This window comes from Pseudomonas sp. GL_093, from assembly GCF_057837605.1.
The window spans coordinates 1,626,438-1,649,074 of record NZ_CM174448.1 but is presented as its reverse complement, the minus strand read 5'-3'; the positions used below and the strand labels follow the sequence as shown (position 1 = coordinate 1,649,074).

Sequence of the window (22,637 nt, the reverse complement as noted above, 5' to 3'; positions counted from 1 at the left end):
CCACCTCATGAAACACACCGGTTTCGCCGCCGCTCACGTCGGCATGCTGCTCTGGGCACTGTTGATCGCTGCATCGTTTTCTGCGGCAGCACAGGTCAGTCAGGCCATCGACCCGATCCTGCTGACCGGTTTGCGCCTGCTGTTCTGCGCCCTGGTATTTTTGCCGCTGCTGCTGTTCAAGGGCGATACCGCCATGACCGCCCGCGGACTGTTCGGCCATGCCGCGCTCGGCTTGCTGCTGGCGGTGTATTTCGGCTCGCTGTTCGAAGCACTGCGCTACACCTCGGCCGTCAATACCGGAACGATGTTCACCTTGGTGCCACTGCTGACATTGCTATTCGAAGCCGTATTGATGCCCGACAGCAACCTGAAACAGCAGGTGCTGCCGATGCTGATTGCCGCTGCCGGGGCCGTGTTGCTGGTTTTGAAAGGCGCAGGCCCTGGTGAGCTGCCATCGCCGTATGCGGTGGCGGTGTATGGCGTCGGTTGCCTGGCGATGGCGCTCTACTCGCCCCTGAGTCAACGGCTCAAGGCCAGCAGCCTCAAGGGGCGCGGCCCGGTGGGGATGACTTTCTGGAACATGCTGTTCGGCGCGCTGTTTCTGCTGGCATTCTGTGGGTTCAGCGGCGGCTGGCGATCGGCGTCATTGCTGACCGTGAGCGATTTCTGGTGGCTGATTTACCTGGCGGTGTTCGCCACGCTGGCGACCTTCTGGCTGCTGCATCGGGCCATCGGCGTCATCGCCCCTTCCTCGGTCATTTCCTACATTTACCTGAGCACGCTGTTTCTCACATTGTTTCACTGGTTCTGGTTACGTCAGTCGCCACTGCCGCTGGAAATCATCGGCGCGCTGCTGGTGGGAGTCGGCATGTGGGCACTGCTGATGTCCAGCCGCCGCGGGGTGCCTGCAGCCGTTCAGGGCTGAAGGCCTCTGGAACTGCCCCACAACTTTCCATGAAAACTCCTACAAGGCATTCTCCTGGCACCATCGTTCCGTTAGGATCACTTGCACAAGTTTGCGCACAGTCAGCGCAAGGAGCACAGCGAGACGGAACGGATGTTGAACAGTAACTTGCTTAGAAAGCTCGATATGCAGGACCTCATGGTGTTTATTGCCGTGTATGAGCAAAGCAGCGTCAGCGGTGTATCCGAGGCGCTCTGCGTCAGCCAGTCCACCGTGAGTTACTGCCTGAAAAAGCTGCGCACCAGCTTCGAAGACGAACTGTTCATCAATACCCGTGCGGGTATGCGCCCCACCTACAAAGCCAGCACCATGTACGCCCACGTGCTGAAGATCCTCGAAAGCATCAATCTGTGTCACGCCGGTGCGCCAGCATTCGACCCCACCCTGCAACCAGTCACCTTCAATATCTGCGCACCGGAATACTTCGAGCAGTTGATCCTGCCGCGCCTGTTGAAAAGCTTCGATTTCGCCGACCTGCCAGTGATGGTCAACATGCACAAGTTTGAAACCGACATCCCGGCCGAAGAGCTACGCGACGGCAGCCTCGACCTGGTGATTTGCTTCGGCCCGAACTTTCATCGCAATCACGGTGATTTCAAATCCCGGATGCTGCTGGAGGACGACCTTGTCTGTGTCTTCGATAAACGCGCCACACCGCCGGAGCCGCGTTTAAGCCTGCAAGCCTTTGTTGAGCGCCGGCACGTGTTCCCGACACCCTGGACTTCCACCACCAACATGGTCGACGGCTGGCTGGCGCAGCAGGCGCAAAAACGGCAGATCGTCGCGCGTTCCAACAGCTACAGCGCGGCACTGAAGATGATCACCGGCACCGACTTCATCCTGACCCTGCCTCGGCGTATCCAGCAATTGCTGGCCAACGACGCGATCTTCAATCATTGCGAAGCGCCCAACGGCTTGCCGGGTTTCAGCCTCGACATGCAGTGGAGCCAGAATGTCGATCAGGACAGCGCCAACACCTGGCTGCGCGAGCAAGTGGTCAAGGCCTGCACCGAGCAGGAAATGGCCTGAAACTCAGTGGCTGATGGCAATCTTGGTGTAGGACTCTCGATCGATGTCGAGGATTTCCACGGCCAGCTGGACTTCAATGTCCGTCGGCCAATCACACAGCTCCTGCACCACGGCCAGCAAACTTTCGGACAACTGCTTCTTGATCTGCGGTGAGCGACCGCTCAACAGCGCCAGTTTCACATGCACAAAGGCTCGCTCACCCGACACCGTGCCGACCTTGAACGTCTCAACCTTAACCGCTCGGCTCTTGATGTCGTATTCGGCAGCAAACTGACCGGAAGCCACCAACGCATTATTGAGCCGAATCAACGCCACGTCGGCATTGAGCTCCGGCAGGTTGGCGGTGTATTCCATGTGCAGGTGAGGCATGACTGAGCTCCTGAAAGTGGGCAGAAAGGTCGTACATATAACACAGCATCGCCCTACTCACTCGGGCGGTAAAAGCGCGCGTTCACTCATGAACGCCTCCAGCCTCGACCTCAACCAGCGCTCGGCGGGGTCCGTATCGACATGACTGAGCCAGACCATCGACAGATCCAGAGTCGGCGCCTTGAACGGGAACGGTTCTTTGAACAGCTGGCCGGACGCGGCCATCGCTTCGGCGGCGTAATCCGGCAGACTGGCGATCAGATCGGTCCCGGCTAGCAAGGCCGGTAGCGAGCTGTATTGCGGCACGGAAAGGACGACTTGGCGCGTACGACCAATCTCCGCCAGCCACTCATCGGCGTAACCACTGACATTGGCAGTGTGGGAAACCAGCACGTGCGGTCGCGCGCAATATTCATCGAGCGTCAACGGTGTATCCGATGCGTCGGCGCGCAAAATGCTGGGCAGGATGTGCCGCAATAACTTGCGCTTGGCGTTGGCCGGCAGCCCGCGAGTCTGGCTGATACCCACCGTGATGTCGCCCGACGCCAGCAAATCCGGAATCCGCCAGTAATCGACATGCTGCACCACGAACACCACCTTGGGTGCTTCCTGGCGCAAGGCACGCAGCAACGGCGGCAGCAGGCCAAACTCGACATCGTCCGACAGCCCGATACGAAAGGTCATGGTACTGCTGGCGGGGTCGAAATCATGGGTCAGGCTCAACGCCACCGACAACGAATCCAGCGCTGGCGACAGGTGCAGAATAATCTCCTCGGCCCGCGCCGTCGGCTCCATACGATGCCCGACACGAATGAACAGCGGGTCGTTGAACATCGTGCGCAAGCGATTGAGTGCCGAACTGATGGTCGGCTGACCGAGAAACAACTTTTCCGCCACCCGGGTGACGTTACGTTCGAGCATCAGCGTTTCAAACACCACCATCAGGTTGATGTCGGCCTTGCGTAGTTCGTTACGATTCATCCACTGACCCCGTTCCCAAATCTGATGACAGTTTAGGTAGGTGTCGCAATCGGCGTCTATGCGACTCAAGCAGTTTGCGCTTAATTCGGACTCAGGCAGCGGCACTCACAACCGTAAGTCCACCCGTTGAAACGAAGCTGCTCTGACCGAGCAGCTTCAACGCCTGAAGCCTAGATTTCCTTGACCGGGGTCTGATCGTGGGTCCCTTGAATCAAACTGATGGCATGCACACAATCAGACTTGTTGACGTAAGCCTCCCCGCTGGCAATCGTTTCATGATTTCCCGCCCTCAAACGCCACCGCCATTGACCTTTGCCGGTCTGTGCGATGCCACGGGTTTGCCTGTAAATCTCAAAATACATTGCTCGCTCCTTGCGATTGCTGATGACGGCAGATCAGTGACCTGCGAAACCAGAGTAGATGAGGTTTTTTTGAGGCAGGGTCTTTCAATGTCAGGGGATGTTTCGCAGATATAGACTTGAATTGCGGGACGAACAATGGATTCGGGGGGCGGTAAATTGGGTGACTGCGCTGAGTAACTTTTCCCTTGAAGATGCATATTTTTCTTACGCTGCGATGCTGTCTGTTCCGACGCAAAAACTCTGATTCGAGCCTTTGGTGATCGCCCAGTCATCCATGCCATACAGACTGTTCACTGATTTTTCTGCTGAGTTGAATCGTCAGCTGACAGGACCAAAGGCTGTTCTTCCATCAGCACGGCATCTTCCTCAAGTTCTGTTTGAGGTTGAGCCGCTACCGTGGTGGTGACTGGGGCACGATGGGGCAGGAAACCCCGCACAGCCCTTTCAATCAGTGAAAGGATTCCATAGGTGATGAAGCCAAAGATCAGTCCGACAACCACAATGCTCAAAGGGTGCATCTGCTCTGCGTCGGGACTTTCCAACATGTAGTTGAAAGCCTGAACAGCAACGGTCAGGCAAGCCGCAAATGCTGCCACCAGCTTCACAAACACCCAAATCCGTCGCCATCTGTTCATGCACTCCCCCGTCATCCGGTGATTTGCCCTGTATTGCATGATAGCTAATGACCAGGGTTACACCGAAAGCCAGGGACATTGCGCAACTGTTTGATCGAAATCACTCGTTGATACAGCGTATGTTGGCGGAGGTAGCGGCAACACGGCTGCAGGGGTGCGAGGCGCTATTAGATGTCTACGCCAAACAGGCTTTCGAGGCTCATGATGAAAACCACTGACAAGTCGGGTGGCACTTCGACTACTGCGCCAATCGAGAAGGCGTCAACCGGCAATGTCTGGCGCACCATGCCTGGCGGCATCTGGGCATTGGGCTTCGTCTCGATGCTGATGGACATCTCCTCAGAGATGATCCATGCATTGTTGCCGCTCTATATGGTCACCGTACTGGGTACCTCCGTTCTGGCGGTGGGTCTCATCGAAGGCATAGCCGAGGCTACGGCCTCGATCACCAAGGTATTCTCCGGGGCACTCAGTGATCGATTGGGCAAGCGCAAACTACTCGCGGCGCTGGGCTATGGACTGGGGGCACTGTCCAAACCGATCTTTCCTTTGGCGGGCTCGCTGGACTGGCTGATCGGGGCGCGTTTTATCGACCGCATTGGCAAAGGTATTCGCGGCGCCCCGCGCGATGCGTTGGTCGCCGACATCACGCCGCCCGAGATACGGGGGGCAGCTTTCGGCCTGCGGCAAACTCTGGATACCGTGGGTGCATTCCTGGGACCGTTGCTGGCGATCGGACTGATGTGGCTAACCGCGAACCACTTTCAGACTGTGTTCTGGGTGGCCGTCATCCCGGCCTTCCTTGCCGTCGCGGTGCTGCTGGTGTTCGTTCATGAGCCCAAACAAGTGGAAGGGACGCGCCAGGTGCGTGCGCCTTTGAGCCGGCGGGAATTAGCCCGACTGGGCGCTGGCTACTGGTGGGTGGTGGGTGTCGCTGCGGTGTTCTCCCTGGCGCGTTTCAGCGAAGCCTTTCTGATTCTGCGCGGTCAGGCCGTCGGGCTGGCGCCGATGTGGGCGCCGGCGGTGCTTGTCCTGATGGGGGTGGCGTACTCACTGTCAGCCTATCCCGCCGGGGCCTTGTCTGATCGTGTCAGCCGCGTGGCGGTGCTCGGCGCAGGTCTGATATTGCTGATTGCTGCCGACCTGACTCTGGCGTTCGCACCGGGCATCGATGGCCTGGTCGTCGGCGTCGTTCTATGGGGGCTGCACATGGGGTTTACCCAAGGGATATTCGCCGCCCTGATCGCCGATTGCGCACCGACTGAACTGCGCGGGACGGCATTTGGCATGTTCAATCTGTTGACCGGGTTGACCTTGCTGCTGGCCAGCGTCATCGCTGGGGCGTTGTGGGACACGATAGGCTTCCAGGGCACTTTCTTGATGGGTGGGGGCTTTGCTGTTCTGACTTTGCTGGGACTGTGGGTGATCCAGGCGAGAGTTCAGGTTCGATAGCAAAGAGCGATACCTGAACGAAATGCCAGAAACGAAAAAGCCCCTGAAATCTTTAACAATTTCAGGGGCTTAGTCTTATTCAATAATGGCGGAGAGATAGGGATTCGAACCCTAGGTACCGGTGAAGGTACAACGGATTTCGAATCCGTCCCATTCGGCCACTCTGGCATCTCTCCAACGGCGCGCATCATAACAACACTTTTGCCGGAAGCGAACCCCCTAAGCGAAATTTTTCCGTGCTATCAGATGCTTGCGTCGATTAAAGCGGTACGCCCAGACGATTGGCGACTTCTTCGTAGGCTTCGATGACGTCACCGAGGCCCTGACGAAAGCGGTCCTTGTCCATTTTCTTGCCGGTGGCTTTGTCCCACAGACGGCAGCCGTCCGGGCTGAATTCGTCGCCCAGGACGATGGAGCCGTCGGAGAACACGCCGAATTCCAGTTTGAAGTCGACCAGCAGCAGGCCGGCATCGTCGAACAGTTTGCTCAGGACTTCGTTGACCTTGAGCGACAGTTCTTTCATGCGAACCAATTGCTCGGCGGTGCCCCAACCGAAGGCCACGACGTGGGATTCGTTGATGAACGGGTCGCCCTTGGCGTCGTCCTTCAGGAACAGTTCGAAGGTGTAAGGGTTGAGCTTCATGCCCTCTTCGACGCCCAGGCGCTTGACCAGGCTGCCGGCGGCGTAGTTACGCACGACGCACTCGACCGGGATCATGTCGAGTTTTTTCACCAGGCATTCATTGTCGCCCAGCAGTTTGTCGAATTGAGTCGGCACGCCGGCTGCTTCGAGTTTCTGCATGATGAAGGCGTTGAACTTGTTGTTCACCATGCCTTTGCGGTCGAGCTGCTCGATGCGCTTGCCGTCGAACGCCGAAGTGTCGTTGCGAAACAGCAGGATCAAGCGGTCAGCGTCGTCGGTCTTGAAAACCGATTTGGCTTTGCCGCGGTAGAGTTCTTCACGTTTTTCCATGATGGGCTCCGCTTGCTAAGTAGGTGGGCTAGGCGATGTGTCGCCAGTCGAGCCCTGAATCTTGATCGGCCAGTTGCAGCCAGTCCGGGTCGCACCCGAGGGTGTCGACAAAACATTGCCGGGCCAGCTGCGGCAGGTTGTTCTTGCTGCTCAGATGGGCCAGGACCAGGTGTTGCAGGCCTTGCCAGCCCAACTCGGACACCAGGAATGCCGCCTGATGGTTGTTCAAATGCCCCAGTTCACCGCCTACCCGCTGCTTGAGAAAGTACGGGTAGTGACCGCGAGCCAGCATGTCACGGCAATGGTTAGCCTCGATCATCAACGCATCGAGGTCCCGATAGCCGTCCAGCACCTTGTTGCAATACGAGCCCAGGTCGGTCAACAGGCCAAAACGCCGCTCACCGTCACTGAAGACATATTGCGTCGGCTCCTGTGCATCATGGGCCACGGCAATGACGCCGATGCTCAGTGCGCCGATCTGCAGTTGCTCGCCGCCGGCCAGAAGGCCAGCCGGTTCAATTGGTTTGCGCATCCCGCGCAGGGTACCGCGACTGAGGTAGACAGGCAGATTGTAGCGCCGAGACAGTAAACCCACGCCATGCACGTGGTCGGCATGTTCGTGGGTCACGAGTATCGCGCTCAGCTGCGCAGGGTTCACACCCAGGCGCAGCAGGCGTTTTTCGGTTTCCCGCAGGGAGAAACCACAATCCACCAGCACATACGTGTCAGCGCTGGCTATCAGCGTGCCGTTCCCTTGGCTACCGCTGCCGAGAACGGCAAAACGCATGTGATCAGCCCAGGTTGTCCTGAATCACGCTCAATACCTTGCGCGCCACATCTGCCGGCGCCACGGTGTTGATGTTTTTCTCGACGGTGACCTGGACGTTTTCGCCGACCTTGCTCAGGCGAACCTGATAACGCTCGGCACGGGCTTCAACTTCTTCCTTGCTCGGCGCGCTGCCGAACAGGCCGCTGAAGAAACCAGGTTTCTCGTCTTTCTTCTCGGCTTTTTCAGACAGGTTGATGTAGTACAAACCGAGGCTGCGGTTGATGTCTTCAACGCGCCATTCGCCCTGTTCCAGCGCACGACCGACGCTCGACCAGGCACGATCCAGGTCGGTGCCGACGTTCAGGACAGGGTTACCGCTGCCGTCTTCGCTCAGGCTGACACGACTTGGCGTATCGGAGTCACGCGAAGCCAGCATGGAGACCGAACCGCCCTTCTCCGAGGTGCGGCTCATGCTCGCGAGCATGTCGTCGACCAGTGCCGCGTCCAGGCCAGTGTTGACCGAACGGTTGGTGAAGGCCACGTCGGAGGTGCTGCCGGCAGGACGCTCGGCGCTGACCACGTAGATTTCACTGGTGTTGCGCTGCACGCCTGGCTCGATGCGGACCCGCACGCGGGTTTCGCTGTCGGCGCCGACACCGGCTGCGCTCAGGCGCTTGGCCATCGCGGCGGACAGTTCGTCGGAATGCTGCCAGGTGGTGGTGAATTCGCCGGTTTGCGGACGCTGTTCGTCCAGACGGAAACCGTTGTCCTGGAAGAACTGCACGGCCACTGGCCAGGCTTCGGCCGGCGGGTTCTGAGCGACGATCCAACGCGAATCACCGGTCTTTTGCAGGGAGTAGGCGCTGGCGTCAGCCGCTGCCGACAACGGCTGCGGACGAGGAACGATGTACTCGCCCTTGACGGTGTCATCGGCCACGTTGCGCGGGATCGGCAACAGCGGATCCAGACGTTTGGCGGTGCTGACATCCGGCGGCATTTGCATGGGTGCAGTCTGTTGCGCTTCCAGGTAATCGCTACCGCGGTCACGGAAATAACCTTCCGGGCCCCAGACCCATCCGCAGCCACTGGTGCTGGAGATGATCAAGGCAAGTGCGGAAAGTCCGGCCAATCGCTTCATGCGTAGTACTTCCTCAATTAAACCAGGACGCTGCACTGGCGCAGGGCCGTGCGAAGCGTTTCATGACAAGGTGCGCTCAGCCAGGTCAGCGGCAGGCGAATGCCTTCGTGCATCAGGCCCATTTCGACCAAAGCCCACTTCACCGGAATCGGGTTGGCTTCGATGAACAGATCCTTGTGCAGCGGCATCAATTTTTCGTTGATTGCCCGTGCAGTCTCGGCGTCGCCCTTGAGCGCGGCCTCGCACAGGTCAGCCATTTCGCGCGGGGCGACGTTGGCGGTGACGGAGATGTTGCCCTTGCCGCCCATCAGGATCAGCTCGACAGCGGTCGGATCATCGCCGGACAGCACGATGAAGTCCTTGCTCACGCCATCAAGGATTGCCTTGGCACGCTTCATGTCGCCGGTGGCTTCCTTGATACCGATGATGTTCGGCACAGTGGACAGGCGAATCACGGTCTCGGCCTGCATGTCGCAGGAGGTGCGGCCAGGAACGTTGTAGAGGATCTGTGGAATGTCGACCGCTTCAGCAATGTGCTTGAAGTGCAGGTACAAACCTTCCTGGGTCGGCTTGTTGTAGTACGGAACGACCAGCAGACAGGCGTCGGCGCCGGCCTCTTTGGCGTTGCGAGTCAGTTCTACGGCTTCGCGGGTCGAGTTGGCGCCGGTACCGGCGATGACCGGAATACGGCCATTGACCTGCTTGACCACGGCCTTGATGACGGCGATGTGTTCGTCTACATCGAGGGTTGCCGACTCGCCGGTAGTACCGACCGCGACAATGGCATGGGTGCCGTTTTCAAGGTGGAAGTCCACGAGTTTGCTGAGGCTGTCCCAGTCAAGACGCCCTTGTGCATCCATGGGTGTGACCAGTGCCACCATACTGCCCGCAATCATGAAACCGCTCCTGCCGGAAAAAGAGAGCGGTAATGGTACTGGCGCCAAGATGCTTGTACAAGCGAAGTACTGCGCTGCTGCCATTCCCCTTGGCGCTGCTTTTCGCTACCCTTCAGACTTTGATCGGTACTGATAAGCTCGTACGCCGGGTTCCAGCCTCCATTTTCGGCATCACAAGCCCCGATCCAGCGTTGCCACCCCTCGCTCTTGCCACTCTGGAGCACGTTGCAACCTTGCGGCTCGGGTTTTTTGAATTCGCATCCGCAGGCTCGCTCCCGGTAAAAAAAGCCCGTAAAAGTATCGACCGCTCATCGCTTTAGGAATGCTGCATGTCCACCCCCACAGTTCGCGAACAATTCCTTGTCATCAGTGCCCTCGGCGCCAACCCCATGGAGCTGACTAACGTCCTGTGCCGCGCCAGCCATGAAAACCGCTGCGCCGTGGTCACCTCTCGCCTGACGCGTCATGGCGAGTGCAGTGCGTTGATCCTCGAGATCTCCGGCAGCTGGGACGCCCTGGCGCGCCTCGAAGGCAGCCTGCCGAGTCTCGCCAAGAAGCACGCCTTTACGGTGAATGTGGTACGCAGCGCCGCGCTGGAGAATCGTCCTCAAGCCCTGCCATACGTCGCTTATGTCAGCTCGGCTTACCGCTCGGACATCATTAACGAGCTGTGTCAGTTCTTCATGGACCACAACGTCGAACTCGAGAACCTGACCTGCGACACCTATCAGGCTCCGCAAACCGGCGGCACCATGCTCAATGCCACGTTTACCGTGACCTTGCCGGCCGGCGTGCAGATCAGCTGGCTGCGCGATCAGTTCCTGGATTTCGCAGACGCGCTGAACCTGGATGCCCTGATCGAACCGTGGCGCCCACAAAACCCAATGTAAGGAAACTTTCATGGCCGTTGCCATCGACCAACCGGTTGCCGACTTCGAAGCACCCGCCACCAGCGGGCAGACCGTCAACCTCGCGAGCCTCAAAGGCAAGCAGGTGGTGATTTACTTCTATCCGAAGGACAGCACGCCAGGCTGCACCACTCAGGGTCAGGGCTTTCGTGATCAGCTTGATGCGTTTAAAGCCGCCAACACAGAAGTCTTCGGCGTGTCCCGCGACAGCCTTAAATCACACGAAAACTTCAAGGCCAAGCAGGCGTTCACCTTCGAGCTGATCAGCGACAAGGAAGAAGCACTCTGCCAGCAGTTCGACGTGATCAAACTGAAAAAGCTCTATGGCAAAGAATATATGGGCGTTGATCGCAGCACGTTCCTGATCGACAAGGACGGCGTGCTGCGTCAGGAATGGCGCGGAGTGAAGGTGCCGGGCCATGTGGATGCTGTTCTGGCTGCCGCTCAGGCGTTAAACAAAGCCTGAACATTTGGTGTCCTCTCGGACGCTATCGCGAGCAAGTTCGCTCCCACATTGGTTTTGTGTTCACACAGATCAAATGTGGGACCGAGCTTGCTCGGGATGAGGCCATCAGCCCCACCCTCCATTCTGGCTAGCTGTTAAAGCAGCGGCGCGACTTCTGGCTCCTTGCGCGGCCATGCATCCAGTACGGCCTTGAACAGGGTTGCTAGCGGAATCGCAAAGAACACCCCCCAAAAGCCCCACAGCCCGCCAAACAACAACACCGCGCAGATGATCGCCACCGGATGCAGATTGACCGCTTCCGAAAACAACAGCGGCACCAGCACGTTGCCATCCAGCGTCTGGATGATCCCGTAGACCGCCATCAAATAGATGAACTGATCGCTCCAGCCCCACTGGAACAGCGCAATCAGCATGACCGGCACGGTCACCACCACTGCGCCGACGTAAGGCACCACCACCGACACGCCCACCAGTAATGCCAGCAGTGCCGCGTAGTTGAGGCCCAGAACAACGAAACCGATGTAGGTCACGCCACCGCAAATGAAAATCTCGATGACCTTGCCGCGAATGTAGTTGGCGATCTGCCGGTTCATCTCGTGAGCGACGCGGGTGATCAGCGCCCGCTCACGGGGCAAGTAACCCCGCACCCACTGACCGATCATCTCCCGGTCCTTGAGAAAGAAAAACACCAGGATCGGCACCAGCACCAGGTAGATCATGATGTTCACCAGCAGCGGCAGACTCGACAGCGAGAACGTCAGCGCCCACTGACCGAACTTGCCAATCTCGCCCCGCGCCACTTCGATGGCTTGCAGCACCTGCTCGTCGGACACCAGATGCGGGTAGCGCTCGGGCAACAGCAATAACAGCGACTGCCATTTGGCGAGCATGCCGGGTAACTCGTTGAACAGCGTAATCAACTGATGCCAGAGCAACGGCACCACAACCACGATGAACACCAGCAATAGCCCCATGAACAACGCAAAGACCAGCCCCACTGCCACCCCGCCCGGCATGCGCAGGCGCTCTAGAGTGACGACCAACCCTTGCATCAGATACGCCAGCACCATCCCGGCCAGCACGGGCGCAAGCATGCCGCCCAGCGTCAGCACGGCGGTAAACGCCAGAAACAGCAGGACCGCCAGCACCACGGCCTCTTCATCGGAGAAGTAGCGCTGAATCCAGTCGCGTAACACTTTGAACATCAATAATCCTTAGAAACGAACGCAGCAGAATTCAGGCTTTTTTCAACCAGTAGCGGTAAACACCCGCTTCATCTTCTTCACGAAGCAGCGTATGACCCGCCAATCGGGCAAAGGTGCGGAAGTCGCGCTGTGAGCCCGCATCGGTGGCGATTACCTTCAGCACTGCGCCGCTGGCCAGTCGATTGAGCTCCAGCTTGGCCTTTAGTAACGGCAAGGGGCAATTCAGGCCGCTGGCGTCGAGCTCGGCGTCATGGGCTACAGCGTCGGTCATTGCATCACTCCGGGTCAGGTGGTCGAGTGGCTAGAATATCTGGTCCGAAGCGTAGTGTCCGGCTACAGTAAGGTCTTTGTCGACTAAGGCTTTGTGCATGACTTTTTTGCGCCCTACCCTGCTGACGCTCGCTTGCCTGCTCGCCTCACCGGGCTTCGCCGACGACCTGCCGTCACTCGGCGACGCCAGTTCTGCCATCGTCTCGCCGCAACAGGAATACCAGTTGGGTCGCGCGTGGCTCGCGCTGTTGCGCAGCCAGGTTTCACAGCTCAACGATCCACAGCTCAAGGACTACGTCGAATCCAGCGTCTACCGGCTGGTAGAGACCAGCCAGGTCAATGACCGGCGCCTGGAATTCATCCTGATCAACAGCCCGCAACTCAACGCCTTCGCGGCACCGGGCGGCATTGTCGGGGTTAACGGCGGCTTGTTCCTCAATGCCCAGACCGAAGGCGAATACGCCTCGGTACTCGCTCACGAATTGGCTCACTTGTCGCAGCGCCACTTTGCCCGTGGCGTCGAAGCCCAACAGCGCATGCAGGTGCCGATGATGGCCGCGCTGCTGGCCGGGATCGTGATTGCCGCAGCTGGCGCCGGCGACGCCGGGATCGCTGCCATTGCAGGCACGCAGGCGGCAGCCATTCAGGAACAGCGGCGTTTCTCTCGCCAGAACGAACAGGAAGCTGACCGCATCGGCATCCTCAATCTGGAAAAGGCCGGTTACGACCCGCGCTCAATGCCGACCATGTTCGAGCGATTGGCGCGCCAGTACCGCTTCGACGCCAAGCCACCGGAATTTCTGCTGACTCACCCGGTGACCGAGTCGCGGATCGCTGACACCCGCAACCGCGCCGAACAGGCAAAACCCGGCGGCATCGAAGACACGATGCGTTATCAGTTGATTCGTGCACGGGTCCAGTTGATCTATGAAGAAACCCCGGGCCTGGGCGCCAAACGCTTTCGCGCCCAGCTTGATGAAAACCCGAAAAACGATGTCGCTCGCTATGGCCTGGCCATCGCCCAGATCAAGGGCGGCCAGCTGAATGAAGCACGGGAAAACCTCAAGTTGCTGCTGGCCAAGTCGCCGAACGAGATCATCTACAACCTGGCGCAGGTCGATCTGGACATCACCAACAATCGCCTGCCGGACGCTCAGTCCCGGGTTGACCGGATGTTGACGCAGTATCCCGGCAACTATCCGCTGAATTCGGTGCGTGTTGACCTGCTGCTCAAGCAGAACCGTGCGCCTGAAGCGGAAAAAGCACTGGAGAATCTGCTCAAGAGCCGTCCGGACGATCCGGACGTCTGGTACATGGTGGCCGAGACTCGCGGCCTGTCAGGCAACATCATCGGCCTGCATCAGGCCCGCGCCGAGTATTTCGCCCTGGTCGGGGATTACCGTCAGGCCATTCAGCAACTGGACTTCGCCAAGCGCAAGGCAGGCACCAACTTCCCGCTGTCATCGCGAATCGACGCACGGCAACGTGAGCTGATGGAGCAAGAGCGCATGATCAAGGACATGATGGGCTGACGCTTGTCAGAAAAAATTTCAGACATAAAAAAACCGCCTCTTTCGAGGCGGTTTTTTATTCAGCCAACAACCGGATTATTCAGCCAGTTTGAAGGTGATGAAGCTGGCGCGACCTTGACGCAGAACCCGCATCGACACCGAGCGGTTCTTCGGCAGCGCCTTGGCGATATCCGTGAACTCCTTGGTGGAACCGATTGCCTGATTGTTCAGGTGAGTGATCACATCGCCTGGCTGCAGGCCAATCAGAGAAGCAGGACCGTCCTGGACTTCCTTGATGACGACGCCGCCCTTGAGGTCGTAGGTTTTCTTCTGTTCATCCGTCAGCTCGACCACGGAAACACCCAGCCGGTTGCTGCTGCGTTCGGTGCTGGATTTCGGCAGCGAATCCAGCTCTTTGCCTTCTTCCGGGATAGCGCCGACTGTCAGCTCGACATTCTTGCGCTTACCTTCACGAATCACTTCCAGATCAGCTTTCGAGCCGGCCTTCAGCGCGCCCACCAGATGCGGCAGATCGGCGGACATGACGATCGGTTGGCCGTTCATGCTCAGGATTACGTCCCCTACTTGCAGGCCACCCTTGGCAGCCGGGCCGTCATCCTGGATCTGAGCCACCAGCGCGCCGGCTGGCTTCTCCAGACCGAACGACTCGGCCAGGTCCTTGTTCACTTCCTGAATCACCACACCCAACCAGCCACGGCTGACTTTGCCGCCGCTTTTGAGCTGATTGGAAACGTCCATGGCTACGTCGATAGGGATCGCGAACGACACGCCCATGAAGCCGCCGGAACGGGTGTAGATCTGCGAGTTGATGCCCACCACTTCACCGGCCAGGTTGAACAGCGGACCACCCGAGTTACCCGGATTGATCGGCACGTCGGTCTGGATGAACGGCACATAGTTTTCGTTCGGCAGGCTGCGACCGATGGCGCTGACGATACCTTGGGTCACGGTATGGTCAAAACCGAATGGCGAGCCAATTGCCACAACCCATTGGCCGGCCTTCAGGTCCTGGGATTTGCCGAGCTTGAGGACCGGCAGATCCTTGCCTTCGATTTTCAGCAGAGCCACGTCGGAACGCGGATCGGTGCCAACCAGTTTGGCTTTCAATTCGCTGCGGTCAGCGAGGCGGACGAGGATTTCGTCTGCATCGGCAATCACATGGTTGTTGGTCAGGATGTAGCCATCAGACGAGATGATGAAACCCGACCCCAGGGATTGGGCTTCACGTTGACGATCACCGCGGGGCGTACGCGGCTGTGGCGGCATACCGCGCTCGAAGAACTCGCGCAACATGGGCGGCAAGCCTTCAAGGTCGGGCATCTGCTCGCTCACTTTGCGATCCGGCAGTTTCTGCGTGGTACTGATGTTTACCACCGCGGGCGAGGCCTGCTCGACCAACTGTGTGAAGTCAGGCAACTCGGCCGCTTGAACAGCGACCGCCTGACCAAGCACCAGCACGGTGGCAAAAATAGAGAGATAAGACTTCAAGCGTGGTATCGACATACGGCTCCCGTTACGACGAGCATGGTTAAGCGATATGGAGCAAGGAACACCGGGAACGATACGCCGGTATTTTTGTTCCGGGAACAACAAACAAGGCCAGAGCCGAGGGGCTCTGACCTATAGAAAAAATCGGGGATATTTGCAAGTTGAAATGCTCACCAAACATTTCGATTTCAGCTCACTACTTGGTTGCAGTGGCGTCGCTGCGCATGGATAGCGCAATCCGTTCGGCGGTGCCAATCGGAATCTCACCGACCACGGTCACCATCATCTCGCCTTGCGGGGTAGTCAAGCGTCGGGAAACTGCAACGGTCGGCCCCAGCTGGGTGCGAGTGTCAGTAATTGTTGCGCCATTCAACGGTTCAAGGAAAACCGAGAAACGGGCCAGACCATCGTCATACATCAGACTGTTGACTTGGGTTTTGGTCTCTGGATCCTTGCGGGAGGTACTGCTGGTCAGCTCGAAACCAGGTGGTAACCAGTCCGAACGCCATACTTGCGCCGCCTTGATTGCAGAAGCCTTGTCGCTGTCGAGGGCAACCGTTTTGCAATCGGCACCAGGCTGCAAGTCGCTGTCGGACGGACCATCGGTGGTGAGTTGTGTGAACTGGAATCGCTCCAGCAACTGCCCTTTTTCATTCAGTAGCAATGATTTGAGAGGCAGGCCGGTTTCTTTATCCAGATGCAACTCAAAACCGTAGCGGTGTTGATCGCGAGGTGTCAGTGAAACGATTACTGCCGCACGCCCGGCCACACGCGACTTGCCAATGACGGCAAGGTCGTACCAATTCTTTATCTTTTGTGGATCGAGTGCACGAGCAGAGGAGCTGGGGGAATCTCCAAGCCCAGCTATCAGAATGCCGCTGACGCATTGAGTACGCCCATCAATGCGCACGACTTCCTGTGCCGAGCCGTCGAGCTGGAGTAAACGCTCGCGGACCTTGCCATCCTGGACGCGGTGCCAGATGTTGTGGGTAGAAAAACTACCGTTACGCTCGTAGACGAATGTACCGTGAAAGCTTTGCTGTTGCTCGGCTTGGCCCAGACGGGTCAACCAGTCCTGAGCTTCATCAGCATGGGCTGGAACAACAAACCAGCCACCGAGCAGAAGCGTAAGTAGAGGGATGGCGCGCATGATCCTCCTTAACGGTTTTCCAGACTTGCTGCACGAGCGTAAGGCAGAGCGCTCTCAGTACCTTTCAGTGCAGCTTGTTGAGCATGTTGGCGCAAGTAGCCTGGCAGACGCTGATCGTGCCAGCCTGGCTGACCTTGCAATACGCCGTTGGCCATAGGGCCAGTGGCTTCCGAACTCTCATTGTAGCCTGCTAATACAGCTGGACCCTTGACCTGAGGAACGGCCAGACCCGGTTGACTGGATTGCTGAGCCAGTTCGACCCCAGCGATCTCGTCCTGGTTATACAGACGAACACCTGCCAGTACGGCGAGGGTTACCGAAGCAGCGACCGCCAGACGACCCAGGCTGCGCCATGGACCACGGGAGGCTTTTGCAGGTACAGCTTCGTCAGCCAGCGCAGCAGAGACTGCCGCAGCGATATCCAGACGTGGAAGCAGCAAATCCTTGTGCATAACTGCCCGAGCGATTTGATAACGAGCCCAGGTATCACGGGTTTCAACATCGTCAAAGGCATTCAATACCCGACGCAATTCCAATTCGTCCGCTTCGTTATCCATCACTGCGGACAGCGATTCCTGCAGGGCTTCACGACTCATGGCGTTCCTCTCTTGGCTGTCGCCGCTGTCTCAGTTTTCCTGCAACAACGGCTGCAGGGCTTTATCGATGGCTTCCCGAGCGCGGAAAATCCGGGAGCGCACGGTACCCACCGGACACTGCATGACGGCCGCAATGTCCTCGTAACTCAGACCATCGAATTCACGTAAAGTTAAAGCCGTACGCAAATCTTCTGGCAGTTGCTGAATGGTTCGATGGACGGTGCCTTCGATCTCATCCCGCAGCAATGCACGTTCTGGCGACTCGAGATCCTTGAGGCCATGATCGCCATCGTAGAACTCTGCATCCTCGGAACTGACATCGCTATCCGGCGGCCGACGGCCGCGTGAAACCAGATAGTTTTTCGCCGTGTTGATGGCGATGCGGTAAAGCCACGTATAAAACGCGCTGTCCCCGCGAAAATTTCCAAGTGCACGGTACGCCTTGATAAAGGCTTCCTGCGCCACATCCTGGGCTTCATGGGTGTCGTGCACGAAACGCACGATCAACCCGAGAATTTTGTGCTGGTATTTCAGCACTAGCAGATCGAAAGCTCGCTTGTCGCCGCGCTGAACGCGTTCGACCAGCTGCTGATCCTCTTCCTGGGTTAGCATGAACACTCCTCGATAAGCTCGGAGGAGGCTTGCATAACTAAACAACCAGACTTGCAAACATAGACTCGGGCTTTTCGCAAAAGTTCTCCCCCTCCAAGCAAGTTTCCTGCGGGCTCTGATTTGGCACGCACGAAAAGCGCAGCGCGGGTCAACCCGGCTGCGCGAATAATCTTGTCATCGGATTCGCCGGCAAGGATCAAATCACCGATCCCGCGTTGAAGCCGACACTGTCCCTTGAATCAGGCACGGTCTATTGATCTTGGGCCTTTGGCAAAAGTTCCAAATATTTATAGCTGCGCAAGACCGACATTGTGCAACCGTGAATAGAAAAAGACTGTTAAATCGTTGATACAGTCGTCTTGTCGCCGAACCGGCCGAAAAACCATCCGACGAAGCGTCAGGTATTTTCCGTCACAGTAGTTTCACAATGCCATGTGTGCTCGCTATTGTGCCGCTCCCCCCCTCTATATACTAGTGGGCTGTGTGGCTGTCTTGACTCGCCGATCCAGGTGTCTTGCGCCAACCCCGACCCGGGTCGCTTTGAGCGGAATCCTGAAATGAGCCAACAGTTTCAACATGATGTTCTGGTCATTGGCAGCGGCGCTGCCGGTTTGAGCCTTGCGCTGACCTTGCCCGGTCATTTGCGCATCGCCGTACTGAGCAAAGGCGACCTCGCCAATGGCTCGACGTTCTGGGCCCAGGGTGGCGTCGCTGCCGTCCTGGATGACACCGACACCGTTGAATCACATGTCGATGACACCCTCAATGCTGGCGGCGGCCTGTGCCACGAAGACGCCGTGCGCTTTACCGTCGAGCACAGTAAAGAGGCGATTCAATGGCTGATCGACCAAGGTGTGCCCTTCACACGCGATGAACAGTCCGGCACCGAAGATGGCGGATTCGAGTTCCACCTGACCCGCGAAGGCGGTCATAGCCATCGGCGCATCATCCATGCCGCCGATGCCACGGGCGCAGCGATTTTCAGAACCTTGCTCGACAAGGCCAGGCAACGACCGAACATCGAACTGCTGGAGCAGCGAGTCGCGGTCGACCTGATCACCGAAAAGCGCCTGGGCCTTGAAGGTGATCGCTGCCTCGGCGCCTACGTCCTCAATCGCGGGACCGGTGAAGTCGACACCTACGCCGCTCGCTTTGTGATCCTCGCATCGGGCGGCGCAGCAAAGGTCTATCTCTATACCAGCAACCCCGACGGCGCCTGCGGTGATGGCATTGCCATGGCCTGGCGTTCGGGCTGCCGAGTGGCGAATCTGGAATTCAACCAGTTCCACCCCACTTGCCTGTATCACCCGCAAGCCAAGAGTTTCCTGATCACCGAAGCCCTGCGCGGCGAAGGTGCACACCTGAAGCTGCCCAACGGCGAACGCTTCATGCACCGCTTCGACCCTCGCGCCGAGCTGGCGCCGCGCGACATCGTCGCCCGGGCCATCGACCATGAGATGAAGCGCCTGGGCGTCGATTGCGTCTATCTGGACATCAGCCACAAGCCGGAAGCGTTCATCAAGACTCACTTCCCGACGGTGTACGAACGCTGCCTCGAGTTCTCGATCGACATCACCAAGCAACCGATTCCGGTGGTTCCGGCGGCGCACTACACGTGCGGCGGCGTGATGGTCGATCAGCAGGGTCGTACCGACGTGCCGGGGCTATATGCCATTGGCGAAACCAGCTTCACCGGCCTGCACGGCGCCAACCGCATGGCCAGCAACTCGTTACTGGAGTGTTTCGTTTACGCGCGTTCGGCGGCGGCGGACATTCTTGAGCAGCTGCCGCAGGTTTCGATTCCGATCGCCCTGCCCGTCTGGGATGCGAGCCAGGTCACCGACTCCGACGAGGACGTGATCATTGCGCACAACTGGGACGAACTGCGCCGTTTCATGTGGGACTACGTCGGCATTGTGCGCACCAACAAGCGCTTGCAACGGGCACAGCACCGCGTGCGTCTGTTGCTGGATGAAATCGACGAGTTCTATAGCAACTACAAGGTCAGTCGGGATTTGATCGAGCTGCGCAACCTGGCCCAAGTGGCTGAGTTGATGATCCAGTCAGCCATGGAACGCAAGGAGAGTCGCGGTCTGCATTACACCCTCGACTATCCGAACATGCTGCCGGTCGCTCTGGACACTATTCTGGTGCCGCCCACCTACGTCGACTGAACGTGAGCCGAACCCGCAGGCGCCGGTGCAGATCCGCCGCCTGCGAGTCACGGGGAACGCAGATTGATCTGACCCGCCGCTCGTCTCGCAGTCGAAAACGCAGCACAACAAGCAAAGGTAGCGCCAGGCTGTCCGGTCGTAGCTGCACCGATTGCCAACCCTCCTCCTGATTCCACAACTGCCAGCCATCGGCATTGCGACGCAAGCCGCGAAATGCCCTTGGGTGTGTCAGCAGAATCTGTCGCGGTAACGCCCAAGCGCCGTGAGCCAGACAGCAAAAAGCGCCGAGCAGGCAGGCCCAGACCGGAATAGAGAGAAGGCACAGCGAACCCAGCGCGAACAGCTGGGCCAGAAGATACGCCGCCAGCAATTGCCGTGAGGCATGCCAGCGGCATTCGAACGCATTACTTGGGCTGGACACGATCCAGGATCATGCGAACCATGCGCTGAAGCTCCGGATCTTCCGATTCGGCGCGTTCCATGAACCAGCCGAACATGTCCTGATCTTCGCATTCGAGCAGCCTGCGGTAGCAATCGCGGTCGACATCATTGAGGTGTGGATAGACCTCTTTCACGAACGGTACCAGCAACACGTCAAGCTCAAGCATGCCGCGGCGGCTGTGCCAGTAGAGGCGATTCAGTTCAACATCTTCGACCATGGAGCGCTCCTCAAATAGGCGGCAAGTATACAGCCCCAGGCAGAGTCGAACACTCGGCTTTGGTCGGCCACCAACGATCCTTTGTGAACTACCCATTTCGAGAGCGCACCCTTATGATGTCCCCCAGACTCTTTACCCTGCGATGACCCATGGCCGATTCTGCTTTTTTCTGCACCCTGTCTCACGAAGGCGTTCTCGCAGTACGCGGCGCGGATGCCGGCAAATTCCTGCAAGGCCAATTGACCTGCAACCTCAATTACCTGAGTGACACCCAGGCCAGCCTCGGCGCCCGCTGCACGCAGAAGGGCCGGATGCAGTCGAGTTTCCGCATCCTGCTGGAAGGCGACGGCGTTCTGATGGCCATGGCTACCGAACTGCTGGAACCGCAACTGGCGGACCTGAAAAAGTACGCGGTGTTTTCCAAATCCAAACTGACCGACGAAAGCGCCGCCTGGGTCCGCTTCGGCGTGGGCCATGGCGATGCGGCACTGATCAGCCTCGGTCTTGATCTTCCGGCCGACACCGACAGCGTCGCGCGCAATGACGGTTTGATCGCCATTCGCGTCTCGCCGGACCGCGCCGAACTCTGGGTCGCCGCCGAGCAGGCCGACCTCATCAAGGGCAAGCTGTCCGCCGTATTGGCCGAAGTCGATCTGAATCAATGGCTGTTGGGCCAGATCCGCGCAGGGATCGGTCAGGTCATGCCGAGCACGCGCGAGTTGTTCATCCCGCAGATGCTCAATCTGCAAGCCGTGGGTGGCGTGAGCTTCAAAAAAGGTTGCTACACCGGCCAGGAAATCGTCGCGCGCATGCAGTACCTGGGCAAACTCAAGCGCCGCTTGTATCGCCTGAAACTGGATGCCAACGAATTGCCTGAACCTGGCACACAATTGTTTTCCCCTACCCACGGCAGCTCTATCGGCGAAGTGGTGCTGGCCGCCAACGCCGGGCAAAACATTGAACTCCTGGCCGTGCTGCAAGCTGAAGCAGCGGAAGGGGGTGATATCCATCTGGGCGCGCTCGAAGGGCCAGCCCTGCACCTGCTCGACCTGCCTTACGAACTGGATCGCGATCGCGAAATCCAGCGTTAACAGCAGCATTGGTCGCAATACCTAGAGAAACGAAATGAGTGAGCTGGCGGAAAAGGTCCAACAGGATTTGGTTGAGGCCATCGATAACGATGACCTGGTTCTGCCAACGTTACCGGAAGTGGCCCTGCAGATTCGCAAGGCCGCTGAAGACCCGGAAATCAGTGTCAGCACCCTGAGCAAAGTGATCGGCCGCGATACCGCGCTGTCGGCGCGTCTGATCAAAGTGGTCAATAGCCCGCTGTTGCGCGCGACCCAGGAAGTCACTGACCTGCACACGGCAATCACTCGATTGGGCATCAACTACAGCAGCAACCTGGCCATCGGTCTGGTCATGGAACAGATTTTCCATGCCCGCTCCGAGGTGGTGGAACAGAAAATGCGCGATGTCTGGCGCAAAAGCCTGGAAATCGCCGGGATCAGCTATGCACTGTGCCGCAGGTACACGCAACTCAAGCCCGATCAGGCAGCCCTTGGCGGACTGGTGCACCAGATCGGTGTGCTGCCGATCCTGACCTACGCCGAAGATCACTATGAACTGCTGGCTGACCCGGTCAGCCTCAACCATGTGATCGATCACATTCATCCACTGCTCGGCGACAAACTGCTCAGGGTCTGGGAGTTTCCGGAGATGCTGGTACAGGTGCCGGGGCTTTATCTGGACTTCAATCGACAGTCCGAGCGGGTCGACTATGTCGATCTGGTGCAGGTGGCCAGCCTGTATTGCCACAAAGACACTGACCACCCCCTCGCGCGCATCGACGCATTCAGCGTGCCGGCGTTCAAAAAGCTGGGGATTGATCCGGAGAACGAGGCGATGTGCCACGATCTGGAAGAGTCGCGGTCGATGTTCTATTAGTCGAGAGACCGTGTCGCACCCATCGCGAGCAAGCTCGCTCCCACAGGGAATCTTCGCTGTTA

At 58.4% G+C, this 22,637-nt stretch carries 25 protein-coding genes and 1 tRNA gene; 9 read left to right on the top strand and 17 right to left on the bottom strand.

What is annotated here, in order from left to right:
- The first annotated feature begins 7 nt into the window (after nucleotides 1-7).
- Both AC3IUE_RS07490 and AC3IUE_RS07485 read left to right on the top strand, forming a co-directional pair.
- Nucleotides 8-925 carry a DMT family transporter gene (locus AC3IUE_RS07490; protein WP_489266513.1) on the top strand — a complete coding sequence of 306 codons (918 nt, stop codon included), beginning with the start codon at nucleotides 8-10 and terminating at the stop codon, nucleotides 923-925.
- 132 nt (nucleotides 926-1,057) lie between these two features.
- On the top strand, nucleotides 1,058-1,993 hold the full coding sequence (locus tag AC3IUE_RS07485) for a LysR family transcriptional regulator (RefSeq protein ID WP_489266511.1): 936 nt from the start codon (nucleotides 1,058-1,060) through the stop codon (nucleotides 1,991-1,993).
- Between the two features lie 3 nt (nucleotides 1,994-1,996).
- On the opposite strand, the gene AC3IUE_RS07480 is transcribed toward AC3IUE_RS07485, so the two are convergent.
- The 4 genes from AC3IUE_RS07480 to AC3IUE_RS07465 form a co-directional block, all read right to left on the bottom strand.
- Nucleotides 1,997-2,362, bottom strand: coding sequence for a 5-carboxymethyl-2-hydroxymuconate Delta-isomerase (locus AC3IUE_RS07480; RefSeq protein WP_489266509.1), 366 nt, complete (start codon nucleotides 2,360-2,362; stop codon nucleotides 1,997-1,999).
- A gap of 57 nt (nucleotides 2,363-2,419) precedes the next feature.
- Nucleotides 2,420-3,343, bottom strand: coding sequence for a LysR family transcriptional regulator (locus tag AC3IUE_RS07475; RefSeq protein ID WP_056742543.1), 924 nt, complete (start codon nucleotides 3,341-3,343; stop codon nucleotides 2,420-2,422).
- Between the two features lie 170 nt (nucleotides 3,344-3,513).
- Entirely contained in the window at nucleotides 3,514-3,705 is a 192-nt protein-coding gene (locus tag AC3IUE_RS07470) for a YegP family protein (RefSeq protein WP_056742545.1), read from the bottom strand.
- A 290-nt stretch (nucleotides 3,706-3,995) separates the two neighbouring features.
- Nucleotides 3,996-4,340 (bottom strand): hypothetical protein, encoded by a 345-nt coding sequence (locus tag AC3IUE_RS07465; protein WP_489266507.1) that lies wholly within the window; start codon nucleotides 4,338-4,340, stop codon nucleotides 3,996-3,998.
- Nucleotides 4,341-4,544: 204 nt separating this feature from the next.
- On the opposite strand from AC3IUE_RS07465, the gene AC3IUE_RS07460 reads away from it, so the two are divergent.
- Entirely contained in the window at nucleotides 4,545-5,792 is a 1,248-nt protein-coding gene (locus AC3IUE_RS07460) for an MFS transporter (RefSeq protein WP_489268763.1), read from the top strand.
- 86 nt (nucleotides 5,793-5,878) lie between these two features.
- On the opposite strand, the gene AC3IUE_RS07455 is transcribed toward AC3IUE_RS07460, so the two are convergent.
- From AC3IUE_RS07455 to dapA, 5 genes are all read right to left on the bottom strand, one after another.
- Nucleotides 5,879-5,968 (bottom strand) — tRNA-Ser (locus AC3IUE_RS07455).
- Nucleotides 5,969-6,051: 83 nt separating this feature from the next.
- Nucleotides 6,052-6,765, bottom strand: a complete 714-nt coding sequence (gene purC, locus AC3IUE_RS07450; protein ID WP_008034929.1) for a phosphoribosylaminoimidazolesuccinocarboxamide synthase — start codon at nucleotides 6,763-6,765, stop codon at nucleotides 6,052-6,054.
- Nucleotides 6,766-6,793: 28 nt separating this feature from the next.
- The gene (locus AC3IUE_RS07445; RefSeq protein WP_008034928.1) at nucleotides 6,794-7,552 is read right to left on the bottom strand and encodes an MBL fold metallo-hydrolase; all 759 of its coding nucleotides are present in this window, start codon (nucleotides 7,550-7,552) and stop codon (nucleotides 6,794-6,796) included.
- Nucleotides 7,553-7,556: 4 nt separating this feature from the next.
- A complete protein-coding gene (bamC, locus tag AC3IUE_RS07440; RefSeq protein WP_056742549.1) occupies nucleotides 7,557-8,672 on the bottom strand; it encodes an NlpB/DapX family lipoprotein in 1,116 nt (371 codons plus the stop codon).
- A 17-nt stretch (nucleotides 8,673-8,689) separates the two neighbouring features.
- Nucleotides 8,690-9,568 (bottom strand): 4-hydroxy-tetrahydrodipicolinate synthase, encoded by an 879-nt coding sequence (gene dapA, locus AC3IUE_RS07435; protein WP_046046122.1) that lies wholly within the window; start codon nucleotides 9,566-9,568, stop codon nucleotides 8,690-8,692.
- A gap of 329 nt (nucleotides 9,569-9,897) precedes the next feature.
- Between dapA and AC3IUE_RS07430 the strand changes: the two genes are divergently transcribed.
- Both AC3IUE_RS07430 and AC3IUE_RS07425 read left to right on the top strand, forming a co-directional pair.
- Nucleotides 9,898-10,458: a glycine cleavage system transcriptional repressor gene (locus AC3IUE_RS07430; RefSeq protein WP_008034925.1), complete on the top strand. Its 561-nt coding sequence runs from the start codon at nucleotides 9,898-9,900 to the stop codon at nucleotides 10,456-10,458.
- 10 nt (nucleotides 10,459-10,468) lie between these two features.
- Complete coding sequence (locus tag AC3IUE_RS07425; protein WP_008153083.1) at nucleotides 10,469-10,942, top strand: peroxiredoxin; 474 nt, start codon at nucleotides 10,469-10,471, stop codon at nucleotides 10,940-10,942.
- Between the two features lie 134 nt (nucleotides 10,943-11,076).
- On the opposite strand, the gene AC3IUE_RS07420 is transcribed toward AC3IUE_RS07425, so the two are convergent.
- Nucleotides 11,077-12,147 (bottom strand): AI-2E family transporter, encoded by a 1,071-nt coding sequence (locus AC3IUE_RS07420; protein WP_046046124.1) that lies wholly within the window; start codon nucleotides 12,145-12,147, stop codon nucleotides 11,077-11,079.
- Between the two features lie 31 nt (nucleotides 12,148-12,178).
- Nucleotides 12,179-12,418: a sulfurtransferase TusA family protein gene (locus tag AC3IUE_RS07415; RefSeq protein WP_020300476.1), complete on the bottom strand. Its 240-nt coding sequence runs from the start codon at nucleotides 12,416-12,418 to the stop codon at nucleotides 12,179-12,181.
- Between the two features lie 97 nt (nucleotides 12,419-12,515).
- Between AC3IUE_RS07415 and AC3IUE_RS07410 the strand changes: the two genes are divergently transcribed.
- Entirely contained in the window at nucleotides 12,516-13,949 is a 1,434-nt protein-coding gene (locus AC3IUE_RS07410; RefSeq protein ID WP_056742551.1) for a M48 family metalloprotease, read from the top strand.
- A 75-nt stretch (nucleotides 13,950-14,024) separates the two neighbouring features.
- Here AC3IUE_RS07410 and AC3IUE_RS07405 read toward each other — a convergent pair whose 3' ends face one another.
- The 4 genes from AC3IUE_RS07405 to rpoE all read right to left on the bottom strand — a co-directional run bounded on the left by AC3IUE_RS07405 (nucleotide 14,025) and on the right by rpoE (nucleotide 17,795).
- Entirely contained in the window at nucleotides 14,025-15,452 is a 1,428-nt protein-coding gene (locus AC3IUE_RS07405; protein WP_489266502.1) for a DegQ family serine endoprotease, read from the bottom strand.
- A 181-nt stretch (nucleotides 15,453-15,633) separates the two neighbouring features.
- On the bottom strand, nucleotides 15,634-16,587 hold the full coding sequence (locus AC3IUE_RS07400; RefSeq protein ID WP_056742555.1) for a MucB/RseB C-terminal domain-containing protein: 954 nt from the start codon (nucleotides 16,585-16,587) through the stop codon (nucleotides 15,634-15,636).
- 8 nt (nucleotides 16,588-16,595) lie between these two features.
- Nucleotides 16,596-17,183 carry a sigma-E factor negative regulatory protein gene (locus AC3IUE_RS07395; RefSeq protein ID WP_033054066.1) on the bottom strand — a complete coding sequence of 196 codons (588 nt, stop codon included), beginning with the start codon at nucleotides 17,181-17,183 and terminating at the stop codon, nucleotides 16,596-16,598.
- A 30-nt stretch (nucleotides 17,184-17,213) separates the two neighbouring features.
- On the bottom strand, nucleotides 17,214-17,795 hold the full coding sequence (gene rpoE, locus AC3IUE_RS07390; RefSeq protein ID WP_007944079.1) for an RNA polymerase sigma factor RpoE/AlgU: 582 nt from the start codon (nucleotides 17,793-17,795) through the stop codon (nucleotides 17,214-17,216).
- Nucleotides 17,796-18,352: 557 nt separating this feature from the next.
- Here rpoE and nadB point away from each other — a divergent pair.
- Nucleotides 18,353-19,969, top strand: a complete 1,617-nt coding sequence (gene nadB, locus AC3IUE_RS07385) for an L-aspartate oxidase (RefSeq protein WP_046046129.1) — start codon at nucleotides 18,353-18,355, stop codon at nucleotides 19,967-19,969.
- On the opposite strand, the gene AC3IUE_RS07380 is transcribed toward nadB, so the two are convergent.
- On the bottom strand, nucleotides 19,938-20,390 hold the full coding sequence (locus AC3IUE_RS07380) for a protein YgfX (RefSeq protein ID WP_082555836.1): 453 nt from the start codon (nucleotides 20,388-20,390) through the stop codon (nucleotides 19,938-19,940). The two genes, nadB and AC3IUE_RS07380, sit on opposite strands and share 32 nt — an antisense overlap.
- The gene (locus tag AC3IUE_RS07375) at nucleotides 20,374-20,628 is read right to left on the bottom strand and encodes an FAD assembly factor SdhE (protein WP_033054070.1); all 255 of its coding nucleotides are present in this window, start codon (nucleotides 20,626-20,628) and stop codon (nucleotides 20,374-20,376) included. The genes AC3IUE_RS07380 and AC3IUE_RS07375 overlap by 17 nt, the downstream gene beginning before the upstream one ends.
- 149 nt (nucleotides 20,629-20,777) lie before the next feature.
- Here AC3IUE_RS07375 and ygfZ point away from each other — a divergent pair, with 149 nt between their 5' ends.
- Together ygfZ and AC3IUE_RS07365 are read left to right on the top strand one after the other, a co-directional pair.
- Entirely contained in the window at nucleotides 20,778-21,719 is a 942-nt protein-coding gene (ygfZ, locus tag AC3IUE_RS07370; RefSeq protein WP_489266498.1) for a CAF17-like 4Fe-4S cluster assembly/insertion protein YgfZ, read from the top strand.
- Between the two features lie 34 nt (nucleotides 21,720-21,753).
- Nucleotides 21,754-22,575, top strand: a complete 822-nt coding sequence (locus tag AC3IUE_RS07365; RefSeq protein WP_489266496.1) for an HDOD domain-containing protein — start codon at nucleotides 21,754-21,756, stop codon at nucleotides 22,573-22,575.
- Nucleotides 22,576-22,637: the final 62 nt, after the last annotated feature.

Coding starts and splice junctions, on each gene's coding strand:
- AC3IUE_RS07490 (WP_489266513.1), top strand. CDS start 8: ATGAAACACACCGGTTTCGCCGCCGCTCACGTCGGCATGCTGCTCTGG.
- AC3IUE_RS07485 (WP_489266511.1), top strand. CDS start 1,058: ATGTTGAACAGTAACTTGCTTAGAAAGCTCGATATGCAGGACCTCATG.
- AC3IUE_RS07480 (WP_489266509.1), bottom strand. CDS start 2,362: ATGCCTCACCTGCACATGGAATACACCGCCAACCTGCCGGAGCTCAAT.
- AC3IUE_RS07475 (WP_056742543.1), bottom strand. CDS start 3,343: ATGAATCGTAACGAACTACGCAAGGCCGACATCAACCTGATGGTGGTG.
- AC3IUE_RS07470 (WP_056742545.1), bottom strand. CDS start 3,705: ATGTATTTTGAGATTTACAGGCAAACCCGTGGCATCGCACAGACCGGC.
- AC3IUE_RS07465 (WP_489266507.1), bottom strand. CDS start 4,340: ATGAACAGATGGCGACGGATTTGGGTGTTTGTGAAGCTGGTGGCAGCA.
- AC3IUE_RS07460 (WP_489268763.1), top strand. CDS start 4,545: ATGAAAACCACTGACAAGTCGGGTGGCACTTCGACTACTGCGCCAATC.
- purC (WP_008034929.1), bottom strand. CDS start 6,765: ATGGAAAAACGTGAAGAACTCTACCGCGGCAAAGCCAAATCGGTTTTC.
- AC3IUE_RS07445 (WP_008034928.1), bottom strand. CDS start 7,552: ATGCGTTTTGCCGTTCTCGGCAGCGGTAGCCAAGGGAACGGCACGCTG.
- bamC (WP_056742549.1), bottom strand. CDS start 8,672: ATGAAGCGATTGGCCGGACTTTCCGCACTTGCCTTGATCATCTCCAGC.
- dapA (WP_046046122.1), bottom strand. CDS start 9,568: ATGATTGCGGGCAGTATGGTGGCACTGGTCACACCCATGGATGCACAA.
- AC3IUE_RS07430 (WP_008034925.1), top strand. CDS start 9,898: ATGTCCACCCCCACAGTTCGCGAACAATTCCTTGTCATCAGTGCCCTC.
- AC3IUE_RS07425 (WP_008153083.1), top strand. CDS start 10,469: ATGGCCGTTGCCATCGACCAACCGGTTGCCGACTTCGAAGCACCCGCC.
- AC3IUE_RS07420 (WP_046046124.1), bottom strand. CDS start 12,147: ATGTTCAAAGTGTTACGCGACTGGATTCAGCGCTACTTCTCCGATGAA.
- AC3IUE_RS07415 (WP_020300476.1), bottom strand. CDS start 12,418: ATGACCGACGCTGTAGCCCATGACGCCGAGCTCGACGCCAGCGGCCTG.
- AC3IUE_RS07410 (WP_056742551.1), top strand. CDS start 12,516: ATGACTTTTTTGCGCCCTACCCTGCTGACGCTCGCTTGCCTGCTCGCC.
- AC3IUE_RS07405 (WP_489266502.1), bottom strand. CDS start 15,452: ATGTCGATACCACGCTTGAAGTCTTATCTCTCTATTTTTGCCACCGTG.
- AC3IUE_RS07400 (WP_056742555.1), bottom strand. CDS start 16,587: ATGCGCGCCATCCCTCTACTTACGCTTCTGCTCGGTGGCTGGTTTGTT.
- AC3IUE_RS07395 (WP_033054066.1), bottom strand. CDS start 17,183: ATGAGTCGTGAAGCCCTGCAGGAATCGCTGTCCGCAGTGATGGATAAC.
- rpoE (WP_007944079.1), bottom strand. CDS start 17,795: ATGCTAACCCAGGAAGAGGATCAGCAGCTGGTCGAACGCGTTCAGCGC.
- nadB (WP_046046129.1), top strand. CDS start 18,353: ATGAGCCAACAGTTTCAACATGATGTTCTGGTCATTGGCAGCGGCGCT.
- AC3IUE_RS07375 (WP_033054070.1), bottom strand. CDS start 20,628: ATGGTCGAAGATGTTGAACTGAATCGCCTCTACTGGCACAGCCGCCGC.
- ygfZ (WP_489266498.1), top strand. CDS start 20,778: ATGGCCGATTCTGCTTTTTTCTGCACCCTGTCTCACGAAGGCGTTCTC.
- AC3IUE_RS07365 (WP_489266496.1), top strand. CDS start 21,754: ATGAGTGAGCTGGCGGAAAAGGTCCAACAGGATTTGGTTGAGGCCATC.